Source organism: Pseudomonas sp. 7-41 (assembly GCF_021233075.1).
Lineage (GTDB): Bacteria > Pseudomonadota > Gammaproteobacteria > Pseudomonadales > Pseudomonadaceae > Aquipseudomonas > Aquipseudomonas veronii.
The window spans coordinates 85,069-106,300 of the sequence record NZ_CP089552.1; the positions used below are offsets into that span (position 1 = coordinate 85,069).

Sequence of the window (21,232 nt, forward strand, 5' to 3'; positions counted from 1 at the left end):
CCGAAATAAAACACCCTGTGAAAGCGTAGCCCTCACAAGGTGCCGGGGGTCGGCGTTTTGCAAGGTAGTTGTCGCGTCAGCTGTGTTTTTATGCGGCTATTTTCAGTGTCGGTAAGTCCCTTTCCGGATTGAGTGTGACAGCACCGATGGGCTGCCAATTGCGTGTCGCACCCGACCAGCGGTGTGGATGCTGATTGCGGGCTTGCTGATACAGCGCATGACGCTTGGCTAAGATCTCTTGATCCTCGCCTCGATGACGCTGTGCCGGGGTCACGAAGCGGATGCGGCTGTGGCGGTGTGGTGGTTGTACCAGCGGATAAAATCGCGCACCCAGCTGCGTGCCGCGTCCAAATCTGCAAAACCACCAGGAGGCCATTGCGGGCAATATTTCAGGGTTCTAAACAGCGATTCTGAGTAGGGATTATCGTTACTCACCCGTGGTCGTCCGCGTGACGGGGTGATGCCGAGTTCGTACAGTTTGCTCAGCAACGTCACCGATTTCATCGGTGCACCGTTGTCCGAGTGCAGCACTAAGGGCCGTCCGGCGCAGCGTTCGGTGAGCACGGTGCGCTGCATCAGTTCGGCCGCCAGCTCGCCACTTTCTTGCTCGTAAACTTCCCAGCCCACGGCCTTTCGGCTGTAGATGTCCTCGATCAAATACAGATAGTAGTACTTCCCACGCACTGGCGATGGCAAGTAGGTGATGTCCCAAGACCAGACCCTATTGGCTGTGGTTGCGCTGTGAGTTGTCGGCGCAGCATGCTTGTGCGGTGCATGGCTGCGCTTCCTTCAGGACGCGGTAAAAGGTTGCCTCTGAGGCCAGATAACGGCCTTGATCGGCCAGTATCGGGACGATCTGGCTGGGCGGCAGGCTGACGAATGGCGGACTGTTGCAGACCTCTAAAATAGCGCAACGCTCCTGTTCACTCAGGGCATTAAGTGGTCGCGGACGTGACGTGGTGGTGCGCACGTCGGCCTGCATCACAGGCGTCAGCGCCCAGCGTTGCAGGCTGCGCAGCGACAGCCCGATCTCCGCGCTGGCAATAGTTTTGCGTGCACCAGAAGCAACGGCTTGGTTAAAACGTTCAACGAGTTGTTGCCGTTCTGGCAGCGAGGTCAGACGTCCTCGCTGTCGTTTCCCCAGAAGGCATTCATCTTTTTTCGCAGCACCAGAATCGCGGCGGTTTCTGCGAGCGCCTTGTCCTTGCGCCGCAGTTCACGCTCCAACTCGGCGATGCGTTTTTTGTCGGCGCGCGCCTGTTCTCGCTCGGCCTGGCGCTGTGCCTGGGCTGTTAGCTGGCCACTGATGCAGGCCTGTCGCCAAGCGCCAATTTGCTCGGGGTACAAACCCTTGCTGCGACAGTATTCGCTAAGCTCGATCTCGCTCAACGTGGCCGTGTGCAACACCGCTGCGAACTTGGCTTCAGCCGACCAGTTATCGGCACTGCTTTTATCTCCGGGCACCACTGCGCCTCCTGCTTTGAGCTTGGTTCGCCAAGCATACAGGGTGGCTTGAGAGATGCCTTCTTGACGCGACAACTCGGCCACGGACATGTTTTGAGGCGGCAGCAATTTGTTGATAAGGGCCGCTTTACGCTCAGGTGAATAGTTCGACATTACAGCTCTCTTTGGCGCCCCCGATCTATCGTTTTGATAAATCAGCTCAGGCGACAACTAGCCTGACACCGGGGGTACGGATGGTCTATGAAGTCCGTGAGTCGCGTGCTTCCCAGTGGGCGGCCATTGAGGCGGTATTCAGCAAGATCGGTTGCACCGCTCAGACCTTGAGCAACTGGACTCGCAAGGCCTCTTCCCCCCTCAACACGCAATCCGTCGGTAGATCCTCGTATCAAAGAGCTGGAGCGCGAGATTCGCGAGCTCAAGCGGGCCAACGAGATTCTAAAGGTCGCCAGCGCTTATTTCGTCCAAGCGGAACTCGACCGCCGTTTGAAGTGATCTGGTTACTCATCGACGAGCCCCGGAAAACCTTTGGGGTCGAGCCAATGTGCAGCGTGCTGCAGGTGTCCCCATCGGCCTATCGACGCCATGCTGCGCGTTTACGCGACCGATCACGGCAATCAGCATGCGCAATACGTGACGAGGCGCTTATCGTGCAGATTCGTCCTGTCTGGCAAGAAAACTACGAGGTCTATGGTGTCCGAAAAATCTGGCGTCAGATGCTCCGCGAACGCCAGACCGTAGCGCGCTGCACAGAGGAGCGGGTGATGCGGGACATGGGGCTGCGTGGTGTAACACGAGGCAAGGCCGTAAAAACCACACACGCCGACCCTAGCAATGCCAATCCCAGAGACTTGGTGAAGCGGCAGTTCACGGCTGAGCTCCCCAACCAGCTCTGGGTGGCCGATTTCACCTTCGTTTCAACCTGGCAGGGGTTTGCCTACGTCGCTTTCATCGTGGATGTCTACTCCCGGTTTATCGTTGGCTGGCGTGTCGGTCGGCACATGCACACGGAGTTTGTCCTCGATGCGCTCGAACTAGCACTTCACAGCCGTCGGCCTGAGCCGCACCGGCTGGTTCATCATAGCGACCGGGGCTCGCAAGGCGAATTCAACCGGTCGTCGCAACACCTTTGATCGAGGTGTTTATGGGACGACATGCAGGACCTGCAGGCTGGATGCAGAAGTTGACCGGGCGAGGAGCGATGCGTTCGCTAGGTACGCCAACACTTCGCAATGAAATTGAGCGGTTGTTCTGGAAACAGATCGCGACCGGGATCACAAGTGAAAAGGCAGCGGAGGCCACTGGCGTATCATCAGTGGTGGGCACACGCTGGTTCCGTCATCGGGGCGGGATGCCATTGTTCATGTCTAATCAAATATCCGGAAGGTACTTATCGTTCGCAGAGCGAGAAGAGATTGGGTTGCTTCGGGCGAAAGGTGTTGGCGTGCGTGAGATTGCCCGTCGTCTTGGGCGAAGCCCATCGACAATTTCACGGGAGCTTACACGTAATGCTGCAACTCGTTGCGGTCGGCTTGAGTATCGAGCTTCAGTCGCGCAATGGAAGGCTGAGCTGGTTGCTAAGAGGCCAAAGCCAGCGAAACTGGTGACTAACCCGCTACTGCATCACTACGTGCAAGACCGTCTGGAGGGTAAGGTTCAGGACGCTGATGGCCGTGAGATTGTTGGGCCTCGACAAGCTCTCTTTAAAGGCCGAAATAAACCACATCGCAGTGACCGTAAATGGGAAAATGGCTGGTCGCCCGAACATATTACCAATCGACTCCAGATCGATTTTCCGGCAGCCGCTTTGATCTTGATGTGCCGTACAATTGGCGTATCAGATTCCTGCAGAAGACTGCGCTCCCCCTTAGTCCCGTCTTCATTTTTTTCAGTTGCAGAAAACACCCAGTTGCGGGTGCCCTAGGACTTGAAATATTTCTTCTTGACCCAGCGCTTTCCCTTGTTCGGATGCCGCCTTAATGCCCATTGCCACAGCATTGACCAGACTATTGAATCAACTCGATTGAAGGTTGCCTTAGCGACTACGTGACAGTAATAATGGGCCCATCCCCGTAATATGGGATTAAGCAGTCTTATCAAATTTGCCTGATTAGACGTCTTGTTGGCCTTGATGACTTCCCGGATTTTTCCTAAGTGCTCATCGTGTTGGGCGGTTTTCTTCGCGTGGATGCTGATACAGCAATCAAAGCGGGTCACTGTCACAGCCAAGACAATCACTCATGCGTCTTGGTATCGGATGGCCAGTCTTGGCAGCTACGCCGTCCAGTGTAGTCAACCACGCACAACATCGGGTTGTTGTTTCTCGTATTCGCCAGCGTAATCAAAAGAACGGCGCGATAGCCATTCCAATCTTTCATAATTGAAGTGATCTATAGGATATTCAGGTAATAGCAGACGTTTATGTTGGCAATAAGCAGATTGAATTTGTGGAAGTCTCTGGCACAGTGCCATGCACATTCTCCTTGACAAGCCTTACGAATAAAGTATCAAATTGCCATTATTCCCATAAAAAATATGTGGTTAAACAAATGGAATCCAAACCACCTAAACACACCTTCCAAATTTGGCGGGAAGATTATCTTAAGGGAGCAACTCTTAACGAATGTCAATATGAGCGGGCGCTGCTCGCGGCGGACAGGCTCAACGCAGTGGGGCTGATAACAAACCAGACGTGGATGGAAATGGTCCGGTTAGCTAATGCTGCTCTGATCAACGGCGATAAATCCAAATGATCCGATAAGCGGTTGTGTGAAAATGTGCGATATGTAAAGGGGGTGCTAGGTTGAATCAGAGCCAATCAAAAGGGTTTGACCGCTATGAAAATTGAATTTATCTATACCCCCTCGAATCCTTATCTTGTAGTTAAAGATGGAGTAGACATAGGTGCAATGATTGACAATGTATTATATCGGTTCGATTAACATCAAAAAATACATACGGAAAAATATTTCCTCATTGATAAATCTTTTTTTTAAATTTTACAAAGAAATTGGGCGTTTAGTTTGGAGAGAAGTGGTTATACAGAACAGCGGTGAAATTCTTATATTGACGCTTAACTGATTTTTTGTTCGAGCAAGCTAGTGTGCGTTGATGGATAATCTGCCAAGTTACTCCCCCTACGGGGTCGCCGATTTTGCATGTTCGTTCAGAACGAACTTACCATCTACATAGCTAATCCAGAACGGGCAGCGTTTAGTGATAACACCGCCTTTCTCACCCTTTAAAAGGTTTTGAACCGCCCCGGGTTTCGCGGAGGCTATCGTATTTGAGTCAGGCGGCAACTGGGATTGCTGCCTGACTCTGTTCGTATAGTGCCTCAAATTCGCTGGTGGCCTATTTCTAATTGGTTCCAGCAAGCGCTGTTGGTTGAACCAGGTCGCCAACTTCAGCGTTTCTCATTCCAGAGCCTCTACAGTTTTCCATGGCCCTTTCTAGTGGATCAACTCGGTCTTGTAGAGTCCGTTGATGGTCTCCGCCAAGGCGTTGTCGTAGCTGTCGCCGATATTGCCAACCGACGGTTCGACACCGGCTTCACCCAGCCGCTCGCTGTAGCGAATTGACAGATATTGGGCGAATTCAACCGGTCGTCGCAACACTGGATTGTTGGACAGATTTTAAATACTCATTCAGTGCTTCGGCAGGTGTTATCCAGCCGAGTGTTTTTCGGGGGCTCGTGTTCATAGCGTGGGCTACTGCTTGGATCTTTTGGGCACTAACGAGACAGGTCGGTGCCTTTCGGAAAGTATTGCCGTAGAAGACCGTTTGTATTTCATTCGTGCCGCGCTGCGATGGACTATGGGGGACAGCAAAGAAAACCTTCACTCCGGATTCGATGGTAAATCGAGCGAGATCAGATAGCTCCTTCCCACGATCCCAGGTCAAAGATCGCCACAGTTCGACGGGAAGATCAGTCACCCTCTTCTTCAATGCGTTGGCCATGCTAACAGCCCCATAGCCGCCATGCGCCGGCCCGTTCTTCGTTCGGGGAATTAGCCCATAACCTTCCTGGCGAGGTAGATGGACGACCATGGTGAATCGGGTTGAGCGCTCGACCAGCGTCCCAATCGCAGAACGGTTCATACCGATGATCAGGTCGCCCTCCCAATGCCCGGGTACACCCCGGTCTTCCACCTCAGCAGGGCGACTGGAGATCATGACATCCTCGCTGACGTGTGCCCACGCTTTGGCCTGCGCCCGGGCTCTCGGCACGCGCAATGCTCTCCCAGTACGCAGGCAGCTCACCAGTTCGCGCTTTAGAGCCCCTCGCCCCTGAATGTAGAGCGCCTGATATATGGCTTCGTAAGAGATGCGCATGGACTCATCATGCTAACCCGCAAGACCCGCAAGACCCGCAATAGGAACCGTATTTCGAAGCCCGATGGGTCAAGAAAATGCTGAAATCGGGACGCGGTCGCGCGAAGTTTTACCGAGTCTGGTTAGGGCAGAACTGCATTGCCACCATTGCCATCACAAAATCAACGCCGTGGGCATGTCGCCACATTGTGAAGCGGTCAGATGGTGGAACTGACGCGGTAAACAACCTCCAAATGCACCATCTCAATTGCCATAGGCGGCAGCACGCCGAAAAAGAAGTTGTATAATCAGGTGTCAAAAGATGCCTTTGAAAGGCTCGAGCTGGGTGCACGGAAACTTGCGCGCTCAGTTCCTCGGGGGGCTGGGCGCGGGTGACCGCGTGGCTACCCAACAACCGTAGGCGCGCGACGTGAAGTCGCACCTGTTATTGTCTCACCTCGACAGAGGCAGTGAGACTCGTTGCTCCTTCAACGGTTGTCTACCGGTGCAGGCGAAGCTGGCAACGGCTCGGTCTGAAGCCATCGGGACAATGAAGTCCTTCGAAAGAGAAGGAAAAGCCGCGAGGTGATTCCAACCGCTGCCAGCATCAGGTGGCGAGGATGCTTGGCTGGATAATAGGACCAACATAAGTGAACTGTTGATAAACCTCGTTTTTTTAACAAGCAAAAGATGCTGACAGGCTTGGACCAAAAGGTGTGTGGTGGGTTGTTCGATTACGTACTGCGGGCACAGGGACAAAAACATCACCGGGGGAAAGACAGGGTCCACGTTATTCGTGTAACTGGTGTGGAACACGGTAAGCCCACATTTCTGCCCTGAACATCTGGCAAGCAAGCTGCAGGAACGCTGATGGAGGATACCGTTGCGCCGAGCGACGACCCGACACACTTTGCCCTGGCTCAAGGCTCTCGCGAACCATGGCCAGTTTTTGCTTTGGGCTCCAGCGGCGTCCCCGCTCCTGGCCCAAAAGCTCACCACTCTTATCGTTGCTGTTAGTCATAAACATTCTATGGTCACCACCCATTTTTCCAGTGCTGACTAACGGGCGGTGTGGTGGCTTGCTTAAATCTATCCGGCGTCTGTTGGGGCAAGCCCCGCGCCGCGGTGAGAGTCGCGCCTGGCGTTCTTTGAAAAAACCGTGCGGCTTCAAAAGCCAGATGTTTATCCAGGATCTTCCCCAGGCCGGTTGGCCGCGCACATCATCTGTTGTTCCGCTATCGCAAAACCTGAAAGGTGAATCGTGGTACAGCAACAACCGCGGCGTCAGGCGTTCAGCGCGTCTGGCCCTTCTTCGCATTGGGAGTGGTGCGCTGAAATTGCCCAGGCTATGCGGGCCAGCTTGTTGGCCAGCGCGCAGGCAACCACGTTGGATTGCCGCCATGTCAGCAGCGATCTTACCCAGTCTGCCAACGCGCCCTTCTAGAACTCCAGATGCCGCATATAATTGCACTAACAGGCGTCGCAGGTTCTTGTCGCCCCGCTTGCTGATACCCAACAAGTTGGCTTAGCCACCTGCTGTACTGCCTAGGCACCAGGCCTAGTGACGCCGCGAAGTCCCGACTACAGCCGTACTGCTGGCCGTCGCCGATTTCCACAGCCAGCAGGCTGGCGGTGAGCGGGCCGACACATGGCGTGCTCAGCAAGCGACGACCTAGATCATTGTCAGCCAGTTCTTTATCCAATTGCTTGATTTGCTCGTCCAGGTAGACGAAATGATCGTGCAGGCGCTGCAGCAACACCGTCAGCCGAAGGCAACTCGTGCTCCGCCAGAACAGCGGACAAGCGTTTCATCACGGCCAGGCCTTGCGGCAGACTGATACCAAACACGAGCAAGAAATCATGCATTTGATTGACCGTCTTGGTGCGGTCTCGGATCAGCGATTCGCGCAGCCGATGCAATTGTTCCTTCGGGCGGCTTCACGTACACCATCAAGTTCCATCGACGCGCAACTGATCCGGCTCAGTGTCCGGGACGTGGGGGGCATGTAGGTGTTTCCCTTGGCTACGTCCCTTTCCTCCATTATCTCCGCCGGGCCAGGCCCTTTGTTCGATGGCTTCTCAGGTACTACGGACGTATCCAACTTCTCAGCGACGTGGACAGCAGGGTTACGGCTTTTGGCCTTTCCTGCTCCGCCCGGTGCGTGCGCACCGGGCACCGCTGTGATCTCCCAGTTCCTGGGCGGAGGACTTCCCGACGTGCACAGGGTCTCCGACCGCGCGGGATCAGAGCATGACTGGCGTATATCGCCATGCCCCGTATTGCCTTCTGCTTCGTATAACAGCATCGGCATCCCGGATTCCTGATTACGCGGCTCAACGGCTGGCCCAGCGGTTTCCCCTGGCAACGCTTCACCCTGCACCTCACGGTGCAACATGCATGACTCGGGGTATGGTTGATTCGCCATTTCTTACCAGCATCGAACTTTCATCGACTATTTTCCGCCAGCTTTAACTGGCGCTCTATCCGTTCGGGGCAGCACATCTTTCTGACTCCATCGAGTGATGCTGATGGCACCCGATCAAATGCATTTCCAGCAGGGGATATCCACATAGCTCATATGCATAACTCCCGGTCTCAAATGAAGGCATGAGGCGAGACTTTTGCTTTGAAGCGACTATAATCACATAGCGTTACTGCCATAAGCACAACATCATAGTCCGGATAGATTAATCCTCTTCTTTTATCGTAGCAACCTCATCAGATCTCACCTTCACATGTTTACCTGACACATCATCGAACTCATAGAAACCGTCTTTTGTTTTGGTCTTTGGTATATCTTTGGTGATATATTGTGTGCCGTCCTGAAGGGTAACCACTGTGGTGGTAGAACACCCGGCCAGTAATACACAATAAAAAAACACAGCAACTATATTAAGATTTTTAATTTTCATAGCGTCCTTCTGATTTTGTAATGGAGGCTGATTCCGGCTTTCTCTTACCGTTTGATTCCTGTGCTTTGCTCTAGTTCCCCATGCCTACAACGATGGGTCATATGTCTTTAAATCTGCTTCGGTACTCCTACCTTTACTGCTCCTTGCTAGCCCTGATTGACCCTTCACGAAGCATTGCGAACGGCAATGCTCCATGTGGTTCTGTTACAGCGCCTCAGAGGTAGCGCTATATAAGACGGTCATCCGGCCAGTTTGCTCGGTCGAGAACGCACCGGAGGCAGCGGAGGTAACGTCAGCCAGAATGGTCACGTCAGGGGAATCCTCAGGCCAAACGCTGGCCTCAGCACTTTAGCCAAAAGCATCTTGAGTACAGAGTTTCTCTCTTTGGCTTCCCTCTTTTCGCATATATCTAAAAGCTATATACGCTATACTAAACATAACAAAATGCCATTAAAATAACGCGAACGTGTATTTTGCCTGGCTGTCTACTCTTTTGAACTTTAGAAAGAAAGGATCTACAGTGAATGCAGAGGACTACAGTATGAAACGCAGAATTATTGAGGATGATGCCAGCTATGATGAAATCGACCTATCTAGGCCTTTAGAAATAACAGGCCTTAGTGGCCTGATCCTTTTGTTAATCGCCGCTAGTCTAGGAATAGCATGCTTTTAATAGAAAAAATAATTTCGAAGCGTAACGACTTCCAATAGTACAGTCAGTTGCGCTCCGTTTTATTCAAAGCGAATGACTATAAAAGAGTGAGTAAGATTCGATTCCATCATTTGGCTGTTTTATACTGGCATTTGAATAGTGAATAGCACGAATGCCGATTTTTTGTGTATTACCTATTTTTAACCCAGCCCCTATGCGGTCTTCGAAATTAAAAGCTGAACCAAAATTCTGATCCCCAGCATTAGTTCCGCTAAATATAGAAGCGCCAATTCCTGCTTCAATAAAAGGTTTAATATTTCCTTCGCCAAACTCATACACAAAAACCGGCGCGAAGGATACGCTATGACGGCCGCCAGCTTGGTCCCCTGCTTGCCAGTAGGTATATCCTAAATCCCAATAGCCAGTTACTTTCCCGATAGAAGTTTGAAACCAAGATTTTTCCCAGTCGAACCCAAGGGCAAGACGAGCAGTTCCGCCGCCCTGACTTGTGGCGCCGACTGCACTGGTCAGCTCTGCCGCATCAACGCTAAGACAGGAAATTGACAAAGCAGCACCTAAAATAGCTAATTTTTTCATGGTATAACCCTAATAAACCAAATTTTGACAGTGTATTCACGAGCAGCTACTTCGAACACCGAGCCTAGCTTACATGAGGATCCTTGGGAATAAGCATGCATTTCTGGCCAATTAGGCTTGCAACCCTACAGTTGCGATCATCAGCGGTCCTCGCGGGTTTGCCATAAACGCAGCAGGTAAATAATAGAGCCTGCAATCTCATAGCGCATTTCATAGTGGCCGATCTGAATTCGGCGCACATCCCGTGGTCGAACTCTCCCAGGCGTTCGCCAATGCGCGGATTGGCCTGCAGCGTGGTCGGAGCAGCCGTGAGTTGCTGTACCGTGCGTGCGGCAGCAGGCTGATTCACCGCCGCCAGAAACTCGTACAGCCTGGCAATGTCGCAAAGCGCCTTGTTTGTCCACTTCAGCTCCATCAGCGCGGTACAGGCAACGGAGTGTCGGTACTGAGGCTATCAGCCCAGGCTTGGACAGCCTGGTGATCAATCACGCGGCCAGCATCCACCTTGGCCAAAGCCTGACGGGTCAGATGACTATGCTCTTCTTCCTGGTCGATCCAGGCGGACAGGGCCTGCTTGACGATCCAGTTCTTGGAGCGCTACAGGCGCTCAGCCATCAAATCGACCTTTTCGGCCAGTTGCACAGGGACGTGAGCCGTGACAGATCGGTTTTTTGCGGTAGTTGCCATGATCGGGTTACTCCTGATCAATGGTCGGTACAAAGTGGATGCTCTGCCGGCGTTCTGTAACAGTCACTTCCGGCTGGAGCGTTACTTCTTCTTGAACTTGATGTCGCCTGAGCCGGTAACCGAATGATCGCGGATCGGTGGGTTACCGCGGATTACGATGTCGCTAGAACCCATCACTCTGGCCTTCACGGAGTCGCTGACATAAGCGTCGATATCGCCGGAGCCAACCATCGACAGCTTGGCGGACTTAGCCACCAGCTCACTGGCATCCACATCGCCCGAACCGGCCACCTCGGCGTCCAGAAGATCCACTTGGCCAAACGCCGTGATGTCACCCGATCCCTGGACACCGAGATCGAGCTCAGCCTGCAGAAGGTCATACAAAGTCACATCGCCACTGCCCTTGATGCGGATGCTTGGCGCTTCAGTCAGTGCGGCTCCGCAGTCATGCATGCGTTCAACGCAGCCAGGATCAACTCTTGTGGATTAGCGGCCGTGTCGGTACCGAGCAATTCTGCCGGTTCGTCCGCGTCGATGACAAAGCCGCGCGCCAAGGCTGTGTCACCCAGGACGAGCGGCATGGTTCGCGCACGCGTCCGGGTGCCCCCCTTCCAGGTTGTCACGACGCCAAACGTCGCGATGCCTGCGGCGGGCTTTGCTGCGACCTGATCTGCAAACTCCCGCAATGCACCGACGTTGATCCCGTTGTCGGGCGTTCCTTTAATGTTTGTGTTCATTTCTCGTTCCCCCATTATGCGTTACGCCCGGCCATCACACCGCCGTCAACGTCCCAGATTGCGCCCGTCACCCATGCTGCCTTGTCCGACAACAGAAAGATGATGACCTCGGCTACGTCTTGTGGCGTCCCAACCCTGCCGATTGGGTGGAAGCTGTTGAATCCCTGTAAGGCGCCATGAACCTCGGCCTTGGGTATGAAACCCTCGTAAATCGGCGTTTCGACAACCGCAGGAGAAACGGCATTGACCCTGATTTGTTTGGATGCCAACTCCATCGCAAGGTGCTGGGTCAGCGAATGCAAACCTGCTTTTGCCATCGAATACGCGGACGACGGCGTAGCCGCGATCGCCTGTTTGCCCCACATCGAGCCGATGTTCACGATGGCGCCGGGACGCTCGCTGGCCACGAGGTTGGCCACGACCTTTTGTGTGATTAAGAAGAACGCTTTATTCAACGACAAATATTGCTCGTAATCACTTTCCGTGTGCTCAAGAAACGCCTTCGGGAAGAACACCCCAGCAGCGTTGACCAGAAGATTGATGTCCTTGTGGTTCTCATCGATGGTATGCAGGAGTCGCTTCACATCTTCGACCCGCGAGAGATCGGCAGTCAGGGCTGTCACGGCGCCCAACGACGACAGCTCCTTGCGGGCCTCTTCGGCTTTGTCTTCGCGGTGACCGACGATGACGACGCTTCCGCCTTGCTCGAGAACCATGCGGGCAGTTTGCAATCCCATCCCACTAGTGCCGCCGATGACCAACAGCTTCTTGCCATTAAATTCAGTGTTCATAATAACCTCTTAAACTACCAACTAAATGGTAGGATCATGTTGCAAAAAGTGCCGACCTTAGGTCAACACGGTAGAAAGAAAAGTGTTTCCAACATCGGCCGGTCCGCGTGGCGATCGCATGCCACGGCCCACCACCATCGAGCCCTCCAACGCGCACAAGAACGCCTCTGCGAGAGCCTCTGCGGCGGAATTTGAGGTGATCAGCGCGGCACGCTGACCGTCGGCAACGACAAGAGTCAACCAGTCGAGATTGACTTTAAAGAATCGCTTGACCTCGCTCACAACGGCGTCCGGCAGCGAGTCCGACTCGGCACCCAACATGCCGCAGACACAAAGGCGCCGGTCCTTGGCGAAGGTGCGTTCGAAAAGTGCCGCATACGCAGTTAGCCTATCAGGCGCTTTCGCATGCTGCCCTTCGATGCTCAGCAACTCCTCACGAAACCGGTGCGTGTAGCGCTGTGCGACCACGGCCACGAGTTCTCCCTTCTTGGGGAAGTGGTGGTGGATGCTTGGTTTTTTGATGCCTACCAACTGGGCCACGTCGTCGTATGAGAAGCCGTTGTAGCCATGCCGCTGTACCAAGCCTTCAGCGGCATCGACCACGCGCTCGGCGGTCGGCGAGATTTCGGAGAAATGCTTCATGCAAGTGCCTCATTTGATTCAGCGACTGGCAGATGGCCTGTCTTGACCAGGATAGTGCAGCCTTCATTGCTGAAGGGGCGGTGAGCACTCAAATGCGGACTGCGCATCCATGTGCCGGCAGGGTAGCTTCCGAACTCATCCTCAAAGACGCCTTCCAACACATAGATTTCTTCACCGCCGTAGTGACGATGCGAATTGAATCGTGTCCCCGGAGCCCAGCGCACCAAAGCCGTATGTTGGGTGTCGAACTCAGAAAGTGGCATCACCGACAGACCCGGCACGAGGCCTGGAAACCAGGGTCCGTTACGAGTGTCGACCACGGTGCGTTGGCTGTCGGCTAGATCAAGATGGCGCAGCTTGACGAACAACGTGCAACCCGTCGCGGAGCTTGGTGCATGCGAAGAACCTGGTGGATTCTTGATGTAAGTCCCAGGCCCGAAGGTTCCGGACTCATCGGTGAACATACCATCAAGAACGAGGATTTCTTCGCCCAGGTGATGAACATGGCGCTTGAACCTCGATCCTGGCGCATATCGCACGAACGAGGTGGCCCTCGCCACTTCGTCGCCATCACGCTCCAGTAACTGGCGTTGAATCCCAGTCGCTGGCGAATCGACCCACTGTAAGCTTGAAGGCTCGACGACAACACGCTGCGAAAGATCTGAATTAAGTTTCATGGCTTTATTTTCATATACCGACTAATTGGTAGGTAGAATGGAAGTCGACGGTTCGCTTGTCAAGCAGCTTTCGCCATTTTCTTTCACACATTGAAAAACAGTGAATTGGTTACGAGAACTCGCGAAGCTTAGCGTACTATTTTTTCCGAATTCTGAGGCGCCCCCTATAAGACCGTCCACCAGTCTTGGCGCGACCAGGTGGGCGGTGATCTAGTGGCCCTGCACCTCTTGAAACTGGTCATGTATCACGAACGGATGCGCTTGCCCTAATGGCTGGCTGCTTCGTTCTACAGCGCCAGCAGTACGCCATCAGGATTGAATGCGCTCGAAAGTTATTTGGACAGCGCTAACACGTGCGCGATATGCAGCGCTGGAATCTTCCTCCAGCTTCCTTAGGATGGCGCGCCCGGCCAGACTCATTCCGCCGTCACGGAGGCTGCCAAGCTCGAGAACCGCGCTCAGGGCCGCGTAATCACGGTTGAACTGCTCCCCGTCATCTTGATCAGCCGTTCCGTCCTTGATCTTTTCAAAGTAGGACATCACTGCCTCAAAGCGGTTAGTGGCTGACTGAATTATGGTCTGTTCCAGTTGGGGCAACGCTGGATCTGCATTCAAAGCTTCATCGCACCGCCGAGTCAGCAGGTCGTGCAGCAGATCGGCATCATTGGCCGCATCCACGCAATCGCGGTGGAGCGCATTCTCCAAACTGCTCTTCAGCCAGTAGCTGGTTTCCGGGTTGCTGAGTACCGCCTGAATTTCTTCGTTGATGGCCATTGTTTGATTCCTCTGTCCGGAAAGCGTTGTGTGCTCAGCGTTCCGCCGTCGAAGCACTGGAAAGATTGCGGTGTTCCTGGGCAGCCATCGGTTGCTCCATCAGCTCAAACGACGGTGAAATGAACTCGGCCGTGATGGCAGCGGACAGCGCCTCCAGCTCGAAGTCGGTCACCTGAAAGCTCCCCGGCCAGATCCTGATGAGTGCCGATTTTCGTGCGACAAGGAATTTCTCCTGTTTGAGCATGGCCTCGTTGACGGCGATACCAACAGCCTCGGCAAGCGCATCGCGGCTCCTGAAGAAATGAGTCATGGAGGAAAATTGGTAGTCGATCGGCACTCCGTCGACGATCACTTGATTCGGCTTCAGGTCGATGACGACGCGATTCGCCACCACTTTCCGCTCCGTCCACTCAACAAACCAGGCCCCGAGAGCGCCAGCAGCAGCGAGGGTGCCGGTGACTATCCAGGTTCCCTGGCCGGGAGCCTCTACACCAGGTAACAAAGCAAGTGGTCCCAGCAACGTGAGGGGCATAATCCCCAGCCCCAGGATGGCTTTCGACAGATCATTCATTTGGAGAACCTTGATCGCTGATTTCGAGCGATTATTCCACGCTGTCAGCGCCAGCAAGGCCGTATTCAGGCCGTAAAGCGGTCAGAAAACGCTCTTCCTACGCAGGGAGATCATTTCTGTTTGGAGTACTTGTATCTGGCCCTATCAGGCATTGCGCCGGAGGCCGTTGGGTTTTCGGTAGGAAATGAGACGGTGGCCACCTCCTACCAGGAACCACCAGCATGGAACTCAACCGCCTCCCCGCTTGGCTTCAGGCTTACCGCGATGGCCATCGTCAAGGCAACGCCCAAGCGCTAGCAGCCTATGCCGATTACTACTGCATGGACGGGTCAGCCGACATGGAGTTGGATATTGAGGAGCGGCTTGGCTACATCCCTCCGCCGATGGTCTCGTATGCAAGCCGAACGGGCACACGCCGCAACCTCGCAGCAATGCGCGGGGCGGGTTGGCGCTTACTCGTTTCTGCGGCCGGGGTTCTGCGCACTGAGGGGTTCCAGCATTACGCCTTGGACAACGGAGCGTGGAGCGCTTTCCAGCAGGGCACGCCGTTCGATGAGCGTGCTTTCGGCCATGCCGTGGATCTACTTGGCGAAGACGCTGACTGGGTTGTCCTACCTGACATCGTGGCAGGTGGGATGGAGTCGCTGGATTTCAGCCTGCGCTGGCTGGATCGGCTAAAGGGATTCCCTCAAAGGTTGCTCATTGCTGTGCAGGATGGAATGGAGCCAGACGATGTGCGTGAGTTCTTGAGCCCATCCGTAGGGATCTTTCTGGGAGGGAGCACCCCTTGGAAGCTACAAACCATGGCTGCCTGGGGTGTCCTTTCTCGACGCCGCAACTGCTACTACCACGTTGGCCGGGTCAACAGCGCTCGACGGATCGGAATGTGCGCTGCCGCCAGTGCTAATTCCTTCGACGGTACTAGCGTGACACGCTTCGCCGACACGCTGCCTGCGCTCCATGCCGCGCTGTGCTATGCCGATGACCAGGGTGATCTTTTCTCTCTAGCCAAGGAGGACGTTGCAGCAACGCCATTCAATTGTTGTTGGCCGCTGCCTTCGAGACAGCACTGTTTCATGGAGCCCACCATCATGAAGATGGGGTTATCTGAGCTTTCGCCGCCGTGGACATATCAGACGCCCAGTCTCGAAGATAACCAGGAACGATGAGCTTGTGTCGAGCTCTCGATCCACCAGTGTAAAGGGCTGCAAAAGCCCTGCTCGCTGCAATGCGGTCACCAGGTCCTACTTGACTGAGCAAGTCTGGTGCGAGCATCACAGCGTCGATCTCTGAATTGCGTGCGTCCATGACCCGGCCGAGCTGTAGCGGGGCTGTCCCTGACGCATCGAGGTTGAGTAACGATGCTTCGAACTCTGATGAGCTATAGCCCTTACTGAGCATCCGGTCGATGCGCTGAAAGCTACTATTTTTGCTGCCCATGTCCGCCCGGAGATCATCCCAGTGGGTGTACCTGAAGAGCGCGCTGTGGGTTGGCCGTACCTGATCATGGAACAGGCCAATGCAATCGAGAATGAACCGGCGGAAAGTGTTGATTGCTCCAGGTAGCAAGCTGAAGGTCGCGCCAGCGCTCCCCAGGCGCTGAAACCACTCGAATAATCCCCACTCGGAATCAACCAGGATGGTCACGGCCCCAGTGGGAACCTCTGGCTTGTCGTAGTAGATAACCTTTGTCTCAATGCCGTTGTTGCCCTCGAGCGAAGCCAATTTCAGTATTGGGTGTTTGTCGATGAGGGGGTTTATGACTCCCTCGATCTGCCGGCCGGCGCGAATGGAGTGGGTGATCTCGTGCTTGCGGAGTGTGCTGGCCCGTTGGTAGTAGCTCCCGTCCAGGCGCTGGCATGCGTCACCCAGGGTAATCACGGGTTGGCTACAGCGGTCGAGAAATACAGAGAGTGGCCAGCTCAGGTCGTGCGCTTCGTCGACAATGATGTGGGTGAACTCCAGGCCTATGACCGCCTCGTGAAGAAGGGTCATGTGCTTGATTCGGTGATAACCGCGAAGCGGGAGCTGAAGGCGCTGATCGGTAGGTTCTATGGTCTGGTCCCACAGCCTTTGGGCATACCCTACCAGCACCAAGCGATCTAGGGCATCGAGGGTAAGCCCTTTGGGGATGTGCTGCTCTGATAAGGCAAGGTCAGTACTGTTGCAAAAAGAGGCAACCATTCTCGCGCAGGCCGTGGCTACTTGGGCAGGGCTGAGCCTACCGATCGACGCGAAGCCTAACCGGGAAGCGATGTCTTCCGGGGTAACCTGGTGCCGAGCGGATGCCCGTTTGCCAGGCCTGTAGTAACCGAAACTTCGCTCAAGCACATGGTTGGCAAGATCTCCGAACGTCATACCTCTTACGTTCGCGGCTCCGATTCGCTGCATCAGGGCCTGGAGCTGCACCGCGGTGAAAGCCAGCACGAGTGGTCGACATGATGAAAGCGAGTCCACCAAGCGTTCGATCATATGGGTTTTGCCGGTACCAGCCAGGCCCTGGATATGGATGCTTTCATCGGGTTCGGCGTGGATAACGCGAAACGTCCGGCTCTGCTGATTCGACAGAGAAATTGTTTTCCCCGATGGGGTCTCGAACGAATGCTTGAGCGGGTTGAGCTTTTTGGTGTGCGCGGCACAGAAGTTGAAGTCCCAGCGGCCACCACTCAGGAATTGCTTCGCGTCAAGCGCCTCCTCATCCAGAAAGCGCAGCCGCAGCCGAGGCATAAGCGCCAGCCCTCGCTCAAACAACTCTCGTTTAAATCTGCCGGCAATCAGGCTAGAAAACGTTCCAGGTGGATGCGTTTGGCCCAGTTCTGTTCCGACTGAGATCAACTCGGCTAGGGCCTTCTCAACGAGCATGTCGCTTTTCGGCTTTCCGTCCAGGGCCGGTAAGTTCTGGATGACAGCCACCGACGCCACTTGGGCCACGTCCCATTGCCCCAGCAGGACACGGGCAGAACCACTCGGATCAACCAAGGTATCGGCCTGTGAAGCCAGCAGTGGGATGTAAAGAACCGGGTCGGTCACGCTTTCTTCTCGATGGAATGCACATCGTCGACCACCACAGCGCTAGCGCCGCGGCGGGGCTCAACTATCCAGTGTATGCCAGGCGAGCCGGAGATCACACTGTCTCACCGCCGGTACCAGTTGAGCTGGTAGCACCTGGCGTCCTCGGGAATGTCGCCAGGTGGCCACCGCAGGCAGTCGAGATACAGACGCTCAGGTTTGCTCGGACTGGGCCGGGTACCTTGCACCAGGTAGGCCGACCCACCGGAAGTGAGGATGTAGTCGCCAGCGCTCAGGTCGTCAGCGCCATCGATGTACAGCTTGCACGGAGTGTAGGGCAGGCGGCTGGCCATATCCTTTTTCCTCAGATTCCAAAGATGGTCAGGGCTTGGGTGCAGCCGGCGATATTTCCACTCCAGTTTTAGTCCGTTGACTTCGAGCCAATTTCTTTTGACCTGATCAAGGCTTCCAAGTTGGGCACGACATTGGCGTCTAGGTGATCCCTCATACGCTGGCTCAGATGGTGCTGGTTGGGAATATCAATGCCTTCTTGACTGGCCCATTCCCGCAAAACCCCCAGCAACACCATGCTGACGGTATGGCCATCATCCATATACTGGAGCAGAAAAGCCTTGAGCCTATTCCGTCCCTCATCGGAATGCAGGTCAAAACCTCCTGGCACATCATGTAAGCGATGCGCGATCACGTTGCGATTCTGGAGGAAGCGATCCAACTTTTCGTCGAAGGTGGGATGCAGATCAACCCGCTTCCGCAGCGCTTTGAGCAGTTGTCCCAGTGTGGCTTTTGAGTGTCGTTCAAGCAGAGTGTGAAGCTGTTCAACAGTTTGCAGTGGCTCGCCATGCAAAGGATACGTTAGGCAACAGCTCAACAAGTGCTCAACACCCTGCCCGGCGATCACCGCAAGGCCCAATGTCTTCAGCACATCGTCCTGAACAGGCTTGTAACCCGATTGCACTTCATCTTTCATGATTTTGTCAGTCCTTGAGAGCGCTCTAGGGAGCATGTTCGCTGTCGATTTTGCAACGCGCGAAAAGAGCATTGATACGGGCTTGTAGCTCAGGGTCAGCTGCGGCTGCCTCACGAAGTGAGGGCATTTGCTCCATGACTAGATCAGATGCATTCTCTCCAAACTCCTCGATCAGCCTCTCCAGGTTCCCTACCGTCTCTTCGGGGGCGATGGGCTCGCGACTGGTGTTGGCGAGGAGTGAAGATACTGCACAGGCCTCTTCGTCGAGTTGCAGCACACGAATCGGGACGATATCTATCCCCAACTCCGAAGCCGCAAGCCACCGAACCAGACCTCCACCAGGAATGATCTCATAGCCTTTGCCCACCTTTCGAACGAGGATGGGCTCCATGATGCCCAGCTCTTTGATACTGATAGCCATAGCATCCACCTGGCTCTGACTAGGTGGCCTCGCCGGGCCGCTAGCAGGCATGATTTTGCTAGTTTGGATTACGGTTGGAGAGCTCATCAATTTTCCCTTCAGTTCTGAAAACCGCGGCCCAGTTCGTCGGGGGCTTGGCGATACCGCGATTTTCCTAGCGGAAATTTTCTATCGACTAATTCTTCGAGGGCATAACGCTGGTGATGAATGCCGCGCCTTTCAGCGCATCCGTCCAGATGCGGAGAGTTTCGACGGATTGAGGTCTGGCCAGAACCTCGGCGCGCTGAGTGTCCAGGCTGCGCTGCAACTCCTCCAGCTTCTGTGCTGGTGAAACATCTAGGTCCAAGCTCAGGTAGTCCTGCAGGGCTGAGTGGATATCAGACAACAAGCTGGACACCCGACTACGATGCCATTGCGCGGTAGTGTGGTTGGCCCAACGCGGCGCCTCCTCTTGCATTGATTTGCGCAACGCCAGGTGGCTCGGCAAATAGACGGCATGCCCCAACACCACCTGAACAACAAGGTGCAGTTCCAGTATCCGCAACTGCTCGGCCACTGTATCGCTGGGGAAGGAGAAGCGGGCTTTAACCAGTTGGCCGGCTTCCCGCGCCCACTGCTGGCGTTTTTTGGCCCTGGCTTTCTCTGCGCGGTCTTTGCGCTCCTTGGCATGCTCGACGTTGTACTTCACCGAGTCCAAAAGTGCTGCGGCGTTGGTCAGCAACTCCCGTTGCTCGTGAGAAAGTTTCCCGCCAAGACGTCCAAGCAGTGAATTGTTCTGCGTAAACGCACGCAGCTCGCGGGCGGCGGTGGTAAGGCCCGTCTGCACACTGCGCATTTCCTTGGCGCTGAAGTACGCGCCAACTTCCATCACCACGTCCGCGGTAATTCCCGTCGCCTTCGTCAGCTCATCACGTTGATTTGCCATGATTATTTCCATCTATGCTGGAGTAAGGATGCGATAGGCGACGCCTGGAACAGCTAGTGGGATACCCAGCGCATAAAGCCAGGGAGAAATCATACCGCCGAACAGCGCCGCCCCCAGCAAGGCGTGCCCGAGAGCAAAAATCAGCATCCCGCCGATACCTCCTCGATAGACGCCGACGAAACTGATAAATACGGCCGCGCCAGCCGCTATGGAAAGCGGGATGTTGGCCATTGCAAGGGGGTTTGCACCAGCGCCAAAGATCAAGGCCCCCAACATGATCGAAAGCAGAGAAGCGGCCCTGAGTGGCATATCCCAGCTACCAGATCCATCGCTTTCAAGATTGTTTTTTTGTGTGTTCACTCGGTCCCTTCCGTAGAAATCAGTTGAAGAAGCCCTCGGCCTCCAGCTCTTTGTACTGCTGCTCAAGAATCCAACCTCGAATCTGCTCAGCAGACAACCTGCCAGGCGAAACCTGCAAATCCTTGGATGCAGCCTCGCGGCTTGCTTCAATCTCTGCCTCTTCGGCCAACTCGATCAGCAACTCATCCTCTTCGGTGCGACTCCGGCCAACGGCGATCCTTGAAAAATCGTACTTATTGGCGCAGCGGCGGCAGAACAGCAAGGCCACCTTCGCATTCTCGACTTCGACCTCCGCCATTTCACCTCGAAGCCCACGCCATGTCTCGTTTGCCACGGTAATGGTTACGGTCGATTGCCCGTCAGTAATCCAGGCATTGCACCGCGAGCAATTCGTGATGACGTGCTTGATAGGGGTAACGGTCGCGGTCACAGGGATTCTCCTACTTATTGCTCAGCTCCGACCATCAGATTGAGCCTTTGAACGTTTCTCCCAGTAAACACCGAGCAGAACCACATACCAAAATGCAAGGACAAGCCAAGCGCCCCAATGCCAGCGGCGCGGATCTGGATGAACGTCAAATGCGAAATAGGCGTAAACCAACGCGGTGATCGCTACCAAATTTCGGAACAAGCTAGCTACGGTCGTCATTTGTCTTTTCCAGTGCAGGTGGCCAGGATAACGGCAATTCGCACAACCCCAACTCACTGAGACA

At 54.7% G+C, this 21,232-nt stretch carries 23 protein-coding genes, 8 pseudogenes and 1 other annotated feature; of the genes and pseudogenes, 5 read left to right on the forward strand and 26 right to left on the reverse strand.

The window, feature by feature from the left end; all coding sequences use genetic code 11:
• Positions 1 to 88: 88 nt before the first annotated feature.
• Positions 89 to 1,617: pseudogene (locus tag LQ249_RS30820) on the reverse strand (IS3 family transposase).
• Positions 1,618 to 1,697: 80 nt separating this feature from the next.
• Between LQ249_RS30820 and LQ249_RS30825 the strand changes: the two are divergent.
• Positions 1,698 to 2,594, forward strand: a complete 897-nt coding sequence (locus LQ249_RS30825; protein WP_134939491.1) for an IS3 family transposase — start codon at positions 1,698 to 1,700, stop codon at positions 2,592 to 2,594.
• Positions 1,914 to 2,030 (forward strand) — a sequence feature (AL1L pseudoknot). Its footprint overlaps the gene before it by 117 nt.
• Before the next feature lie 41 nt (positions 2,595 to 2,635).
• Positions 2,636 to 3,259 (forward strand): annotated as a pseudogene (locus tag LQ249_RS30830) (transposase); the annotation flags it as partial.
• Between the two features lie 122 nt (positions 3,260 to 3,381).
• Here the strand turns inward: LQ249_RS30830 and LQ249_RS30835 are convergent.
• Together LQ249_RS30835 and LQ249_RS30840 are read right to left on the reverse strand one after the other, a co-directional pair.
• The gene (locus LQ249_RS30835) at positions 3,382 to 3,699 is read right to left on the reverse strand and encodes a group II intron maturase-specific domain-containing protein (RefSeq protein WP_332840627.1); all 318 of its coding nucleotides are present in this window, start codon (positions 3,697 to 3,699) and stop codon (positions 3,382 to 3,384) included.
• A gap of 54 nt (positions 3,700 to 3,753) precedes the next feature.
• A complete protein-coding gene (locus LQ249_RS30840) occupies positions 3,754 to 3,933 on the reverse strand; it encodes a hypothetical protein (protein ID WP_134939492.1) in 180 nt (59 codons plus the stop codon).
• A gap of 77 nt (positions 3,934 to 4,010) precedes the next feature.
• Here LQ249_RS30840 and LQ249_RS30845 point away from each other — a divergent pair, with 77 nt between their 5' ends.
• Positions 4,011 to 4,214 carry a hypothetical protein gene (locus LQ249_RS30845; RefSeq protein ID WP_134939493.1) on the forward strand — a complete coding sequence of 68 codons (204 nt, stop codon included), beginning with the start codon at positions 4,011 to 4,013 and terminating at the stop codon, positions 4,212 to 4,214.
• A gap of 591 nt (positions 4,215 to 4,805) precedes the next feature.
• Here the strand turns inward: LQ249_RS30845 and LQ249_RS30850 are convergent.
• Positions 4,806 to 5,054: pseudogene (locus LQ249_RS30850) on the reverse strand (integrase core domain-containing protein); the annotation flags it as partial.
• Positions 5,055 to 5,058: 4 nt separating this feature from the next.
• Positions 5,059 to 5,805: pseudogene (locus tag LQ249_RS30855) on the reverse strand (IS30 family transposase); the annotation flags it as partial.
• 68 nt (positions 5,806 to 5,873) lie between these two features.
• Here LQ249_RS30855 and LQ249_RS31900 point away from each other — a divergent pair.
• Entirely contained in the window at positions 5,874 to 6,083 is a 210-nt protein-coding gene (locus LQ249_RS31900) for an HNH endonuclease (RefSeq protein WP_134939495.1), read from the forward strand.
• Positions 6,084 to 6,651: 568 nt separating this feature from the next.
• Here the strand turns inward: LQ249_RS31900 and LQ249_RS30860 are convergent.
• The 13 genes and pseudogenes from LQ249_RS30860 to LQ249_RS30920 all read right to left on the reverse strand — a co-directional run.
• A pseudogene (locus LQ249_RS30860) lies at positions 6,652 to 6,796 on the reverse strand (transposase); the annotation flags it as partial.
• A 263-nt stretch (positions 6,797 to 7,059) separates the two neighbouring features.
• A pseudogene (locus tag LQ249_RS30865) lies at positions 7,060 to 7,695 on the reverse strand (IS110 family transposase); the annotation flags it as partial.
• A gap of 768 nt (positions 7,696 to 8,463) precedes the next feature.
• The gene (locus tag LQ249_RS30870) at positions 8,464 to 8,688 is read right to left on the reverse strand and encodes a YgdI/YgdR family lipoprotein (protein ID WP_009399080.1); all 225 of its coding nucleotides are present in this window, start codon (positions 8,686 to 8,688) and stop codon (positions 8,464 to 8,466) included.
• Positions 8,689 to 9,424: 736 nt separating this feature from the next.
• Entirely contained in the window at positions 9,425 to 9,937 is a 513-nt protein-coding gene (locus LQ249_RS30875) for an acyloxyacyl hydrolase (RefSeq protein WP_080604754.1), read from the reverse strand.
• A gap of 140 nt (positions 9,938 to 10,077) precedes the next feature.
• Positions 10,078 to 10,352: pseudogene (locus LQ249_RS30880) on the reverse strand (type II toxin-antitoxin system RelE/ParE family toxin).
• Positions 10,352 to 10,624: pseudogene (locus LQ249_RS30885) on the reverse strand (CopG family ribbon-helix-helix protein). Before LQ249_RS30885 ends, LQ249_RS30880 begins: the two co-directional pseudogenes overlap by 1 nt.
• Before the next feature lie 81 nt (positions 10,625 to 10,705).
• On the reverse strand, positions 10,706 to 11,077 hold the full coding sequence (locus LQ249_RS30890) for a GIN domain-containing protein (protein ID WP_232566703.1): 372 nt from the start codon (positions 11,075 to 11,077) through the stop codon (positions 10,706 to 10,708).
• Positions 11,053 to 11,361 carry an OsmC family protein gene (locus LQ249_RS30895; RefSeq protein WP_232566704.1) on the reverse strand — a complete coding sequence of 103 codons (309 nt, stop codon included), beginning with the start codon at positions 11,359 to 11,361 and terminating at the stop codon, positions 11,053 to 11,055. Before LQ249_RS30895 ends, LQ249_RS30890 begins: the two co-directional genes overlap by 25 nt.
• 14 nt (positions 11,362 to 11,375) lie before the next feature.
• A complete protein-coding gene (locus LQ249_RS30900; RefSeq protein ID WP_009399088.1) occupies positions 11,376 to 12,152 on the reverse strand; it encodes an SDR family NAD(P)-dependent oxidoreductase in 777 nt (258 codons plus the stop codon).
• 57 nt (positions 12,153 to 12,209) lie between these two features.
• Entirely contained in the window at positions 12,210 to 12,794 is a 585-nt protein-coding gene (locus tag LQ249_RS30905; RefSeq protein WP_009399092.1) for a TetR/AcrR family transcriptional regulator, read from the reverse strand.
• Positions 12,791 to 13,471 (reverse strand): cupin domain-containing protein, encoded by a 681-nt coding sequence (locus tag LQ249_RS30910; RefSeq protein ID WP_009399094.1) that lies wholly within the window; start codon positions 13,469 to 13,471, stop codon positions 12,791 to 12,793. Before LQ249_RS30910 ends, LQ249_RS30905 begins: the two co-directional genes overlap by 4 nt.
• Positions 13,472 to 13,780: 309 nt before the next feature.
• Complete coding sequence (locus LQ249_RS30915; RefSeq protein WP_232566712.1) at positions 13,781 to 14,245, reverse strand: hypothetical protein; 465 nt, start codon at positions 14,243 to 14,245, stop codon at positions 13,781 to 13,783.
• A 34-nt stretch (positions 14,246 to 14,279) separates the two neighbouring features.
• Entirely contained in the window at positions 14,280 to 14,816 is a 537-nt protein-coding gene (locus LQ249_RS30920) for a hypothetical protein (RefSeq protein ID WP_232566705.1), read from the reverse strand.
• A 221-nt stretch (positions 14,817 to 15,037) separates the two neighbouring features.
• On the opposite strand from LQ249_RS30920, the gene LQ249_RS30925 reads away from it, so the two are divergent.
• Positions 15,038 to 15,985 carry a hypothetical protein gene (locus tag LQ249_RS30925; RefSeq protein ID WP_232566706.1) on the forward strand — a complete coding sequence of 316 codons (948 nt, stop codon included), beginning with the start codon at positions 15,038 to 15,040 and terminating at the stop codon, positions 15,983 to 15,985.
• Here the strand turns inward: LQ249_RS30925 and LQ249_RS30930 are convergent.
• The 8 genes from LQ249_RS30930 to LQ249_RS30965 all read right to left on the reverse strand — a co-directional run bounded on the left by LQ249_RS30930 (position 15,906) and on the right by LQ249_RS30965 (position 21,168).
• The gene (locus LQ249_RS30930) at positions 15,906 to 17,846 is read right to left on the reverse strand and encodes an AAA family ATPase (RefSeq protein WP_232566707.1); all 1,941 of its coding nucleotides are present in this window, start codon (positions 17,844 to 17,846) and stop codon (positions 15,906 to 15,908) included. The two genes, LQ249_RS30925 and LQ249_RS30930, sit on opposite strands and share 80 nt — an antisense overlap.
• A gap of 104 nt (positions 17,847 to 17,950) precedes the next feature.
• Positions 17,951 to 18,178, reverse strand: a complete 228-nt coding sequence (locus LQ249_RS30935; RefSeq protein WP_011078025.1) for a hypothetical protein — start codon at positions 18,176 to 18,178, stop codon at positions 17,951 to 17,953.
• A gap of 68 nt (positions 18,179 to 18,246) precedes the next feature.
• Entirely contained in the window at positions 18,247 to 18,813 is a 567-nt protein-coding gene (locus LQ249_RS30940; protein WP_016502356.1) for a hypothetical protein, read from the reverse strand.
• A gap of 25 nt (positions 18,814 to 18,838) precedes the next feature.
• Positions 18,839 to 19,321 (reverse strand): ParB/RepB/Spo0J family partition protein, encoded by a 483-nt coding sequence (locus tag LQ249_RS30945; RefSeq protein ID WP_269783969.1) that lies wholly within the window; start codon positions 19,319 to 19,321, stop codon positions 18,839 to 18,841.
• An 88-nt stretch (positions 19,322 to 19,409) separates the two neighbouring features.
• Positions 19,410 to 20,159 carry a hypothetical protein gene (locus LQ249_RS30950; RefSeq protein WP_011078022.1) on the reverse strand — a complete coding sequence of 250 codons (750 nt, stop codon included), beginning with the start codon at positions 20,157 to 20,159 and terminating at the stop codon, positions 19,410 to 19,412.
• A gap of 12 nt (positions 20,160 to 20,171) precedes the next feature.
• Positions 20,172 to 20,519, reverse strand: a complete 348-nt coding sequence (locus LQ249_RS30955) for a hypothetical protein (protein WP_011078021.1) — start codon at positions 20,517 to 20,519, stop codon at positions 20,172 to 20,174.
• A gap of 19 nt (positions 20,520 to 20,538) precedes the next feature.
• Positions 20,539 to 20,949 carry a hypothetical protein gene (locus LQ249_RS30960; RefSeq protein WP_011078020.1) on the reverse strand — a complete coding sequence of 137 codons (411 nt, stop codon included), beginning with the start codon at positions 20,947 to 20,949 and terminating at the stop codon, positions 20,539 to 20,541.
• A gap of 21 nt (positions 20,950 to 20,970) precedes the next feature.
• A complete protein-coding gene (locus tag LQ249_RS30965; protein ID WP_232566628.1) occupies positions 20,971 to 21,168 on the reverse strand; it encodes a hypothetical protein in 198 nt (65 codons plus the stop codon).
• Positions 21,169 to 21,232 lie beyond the last annotated feature (64 nt).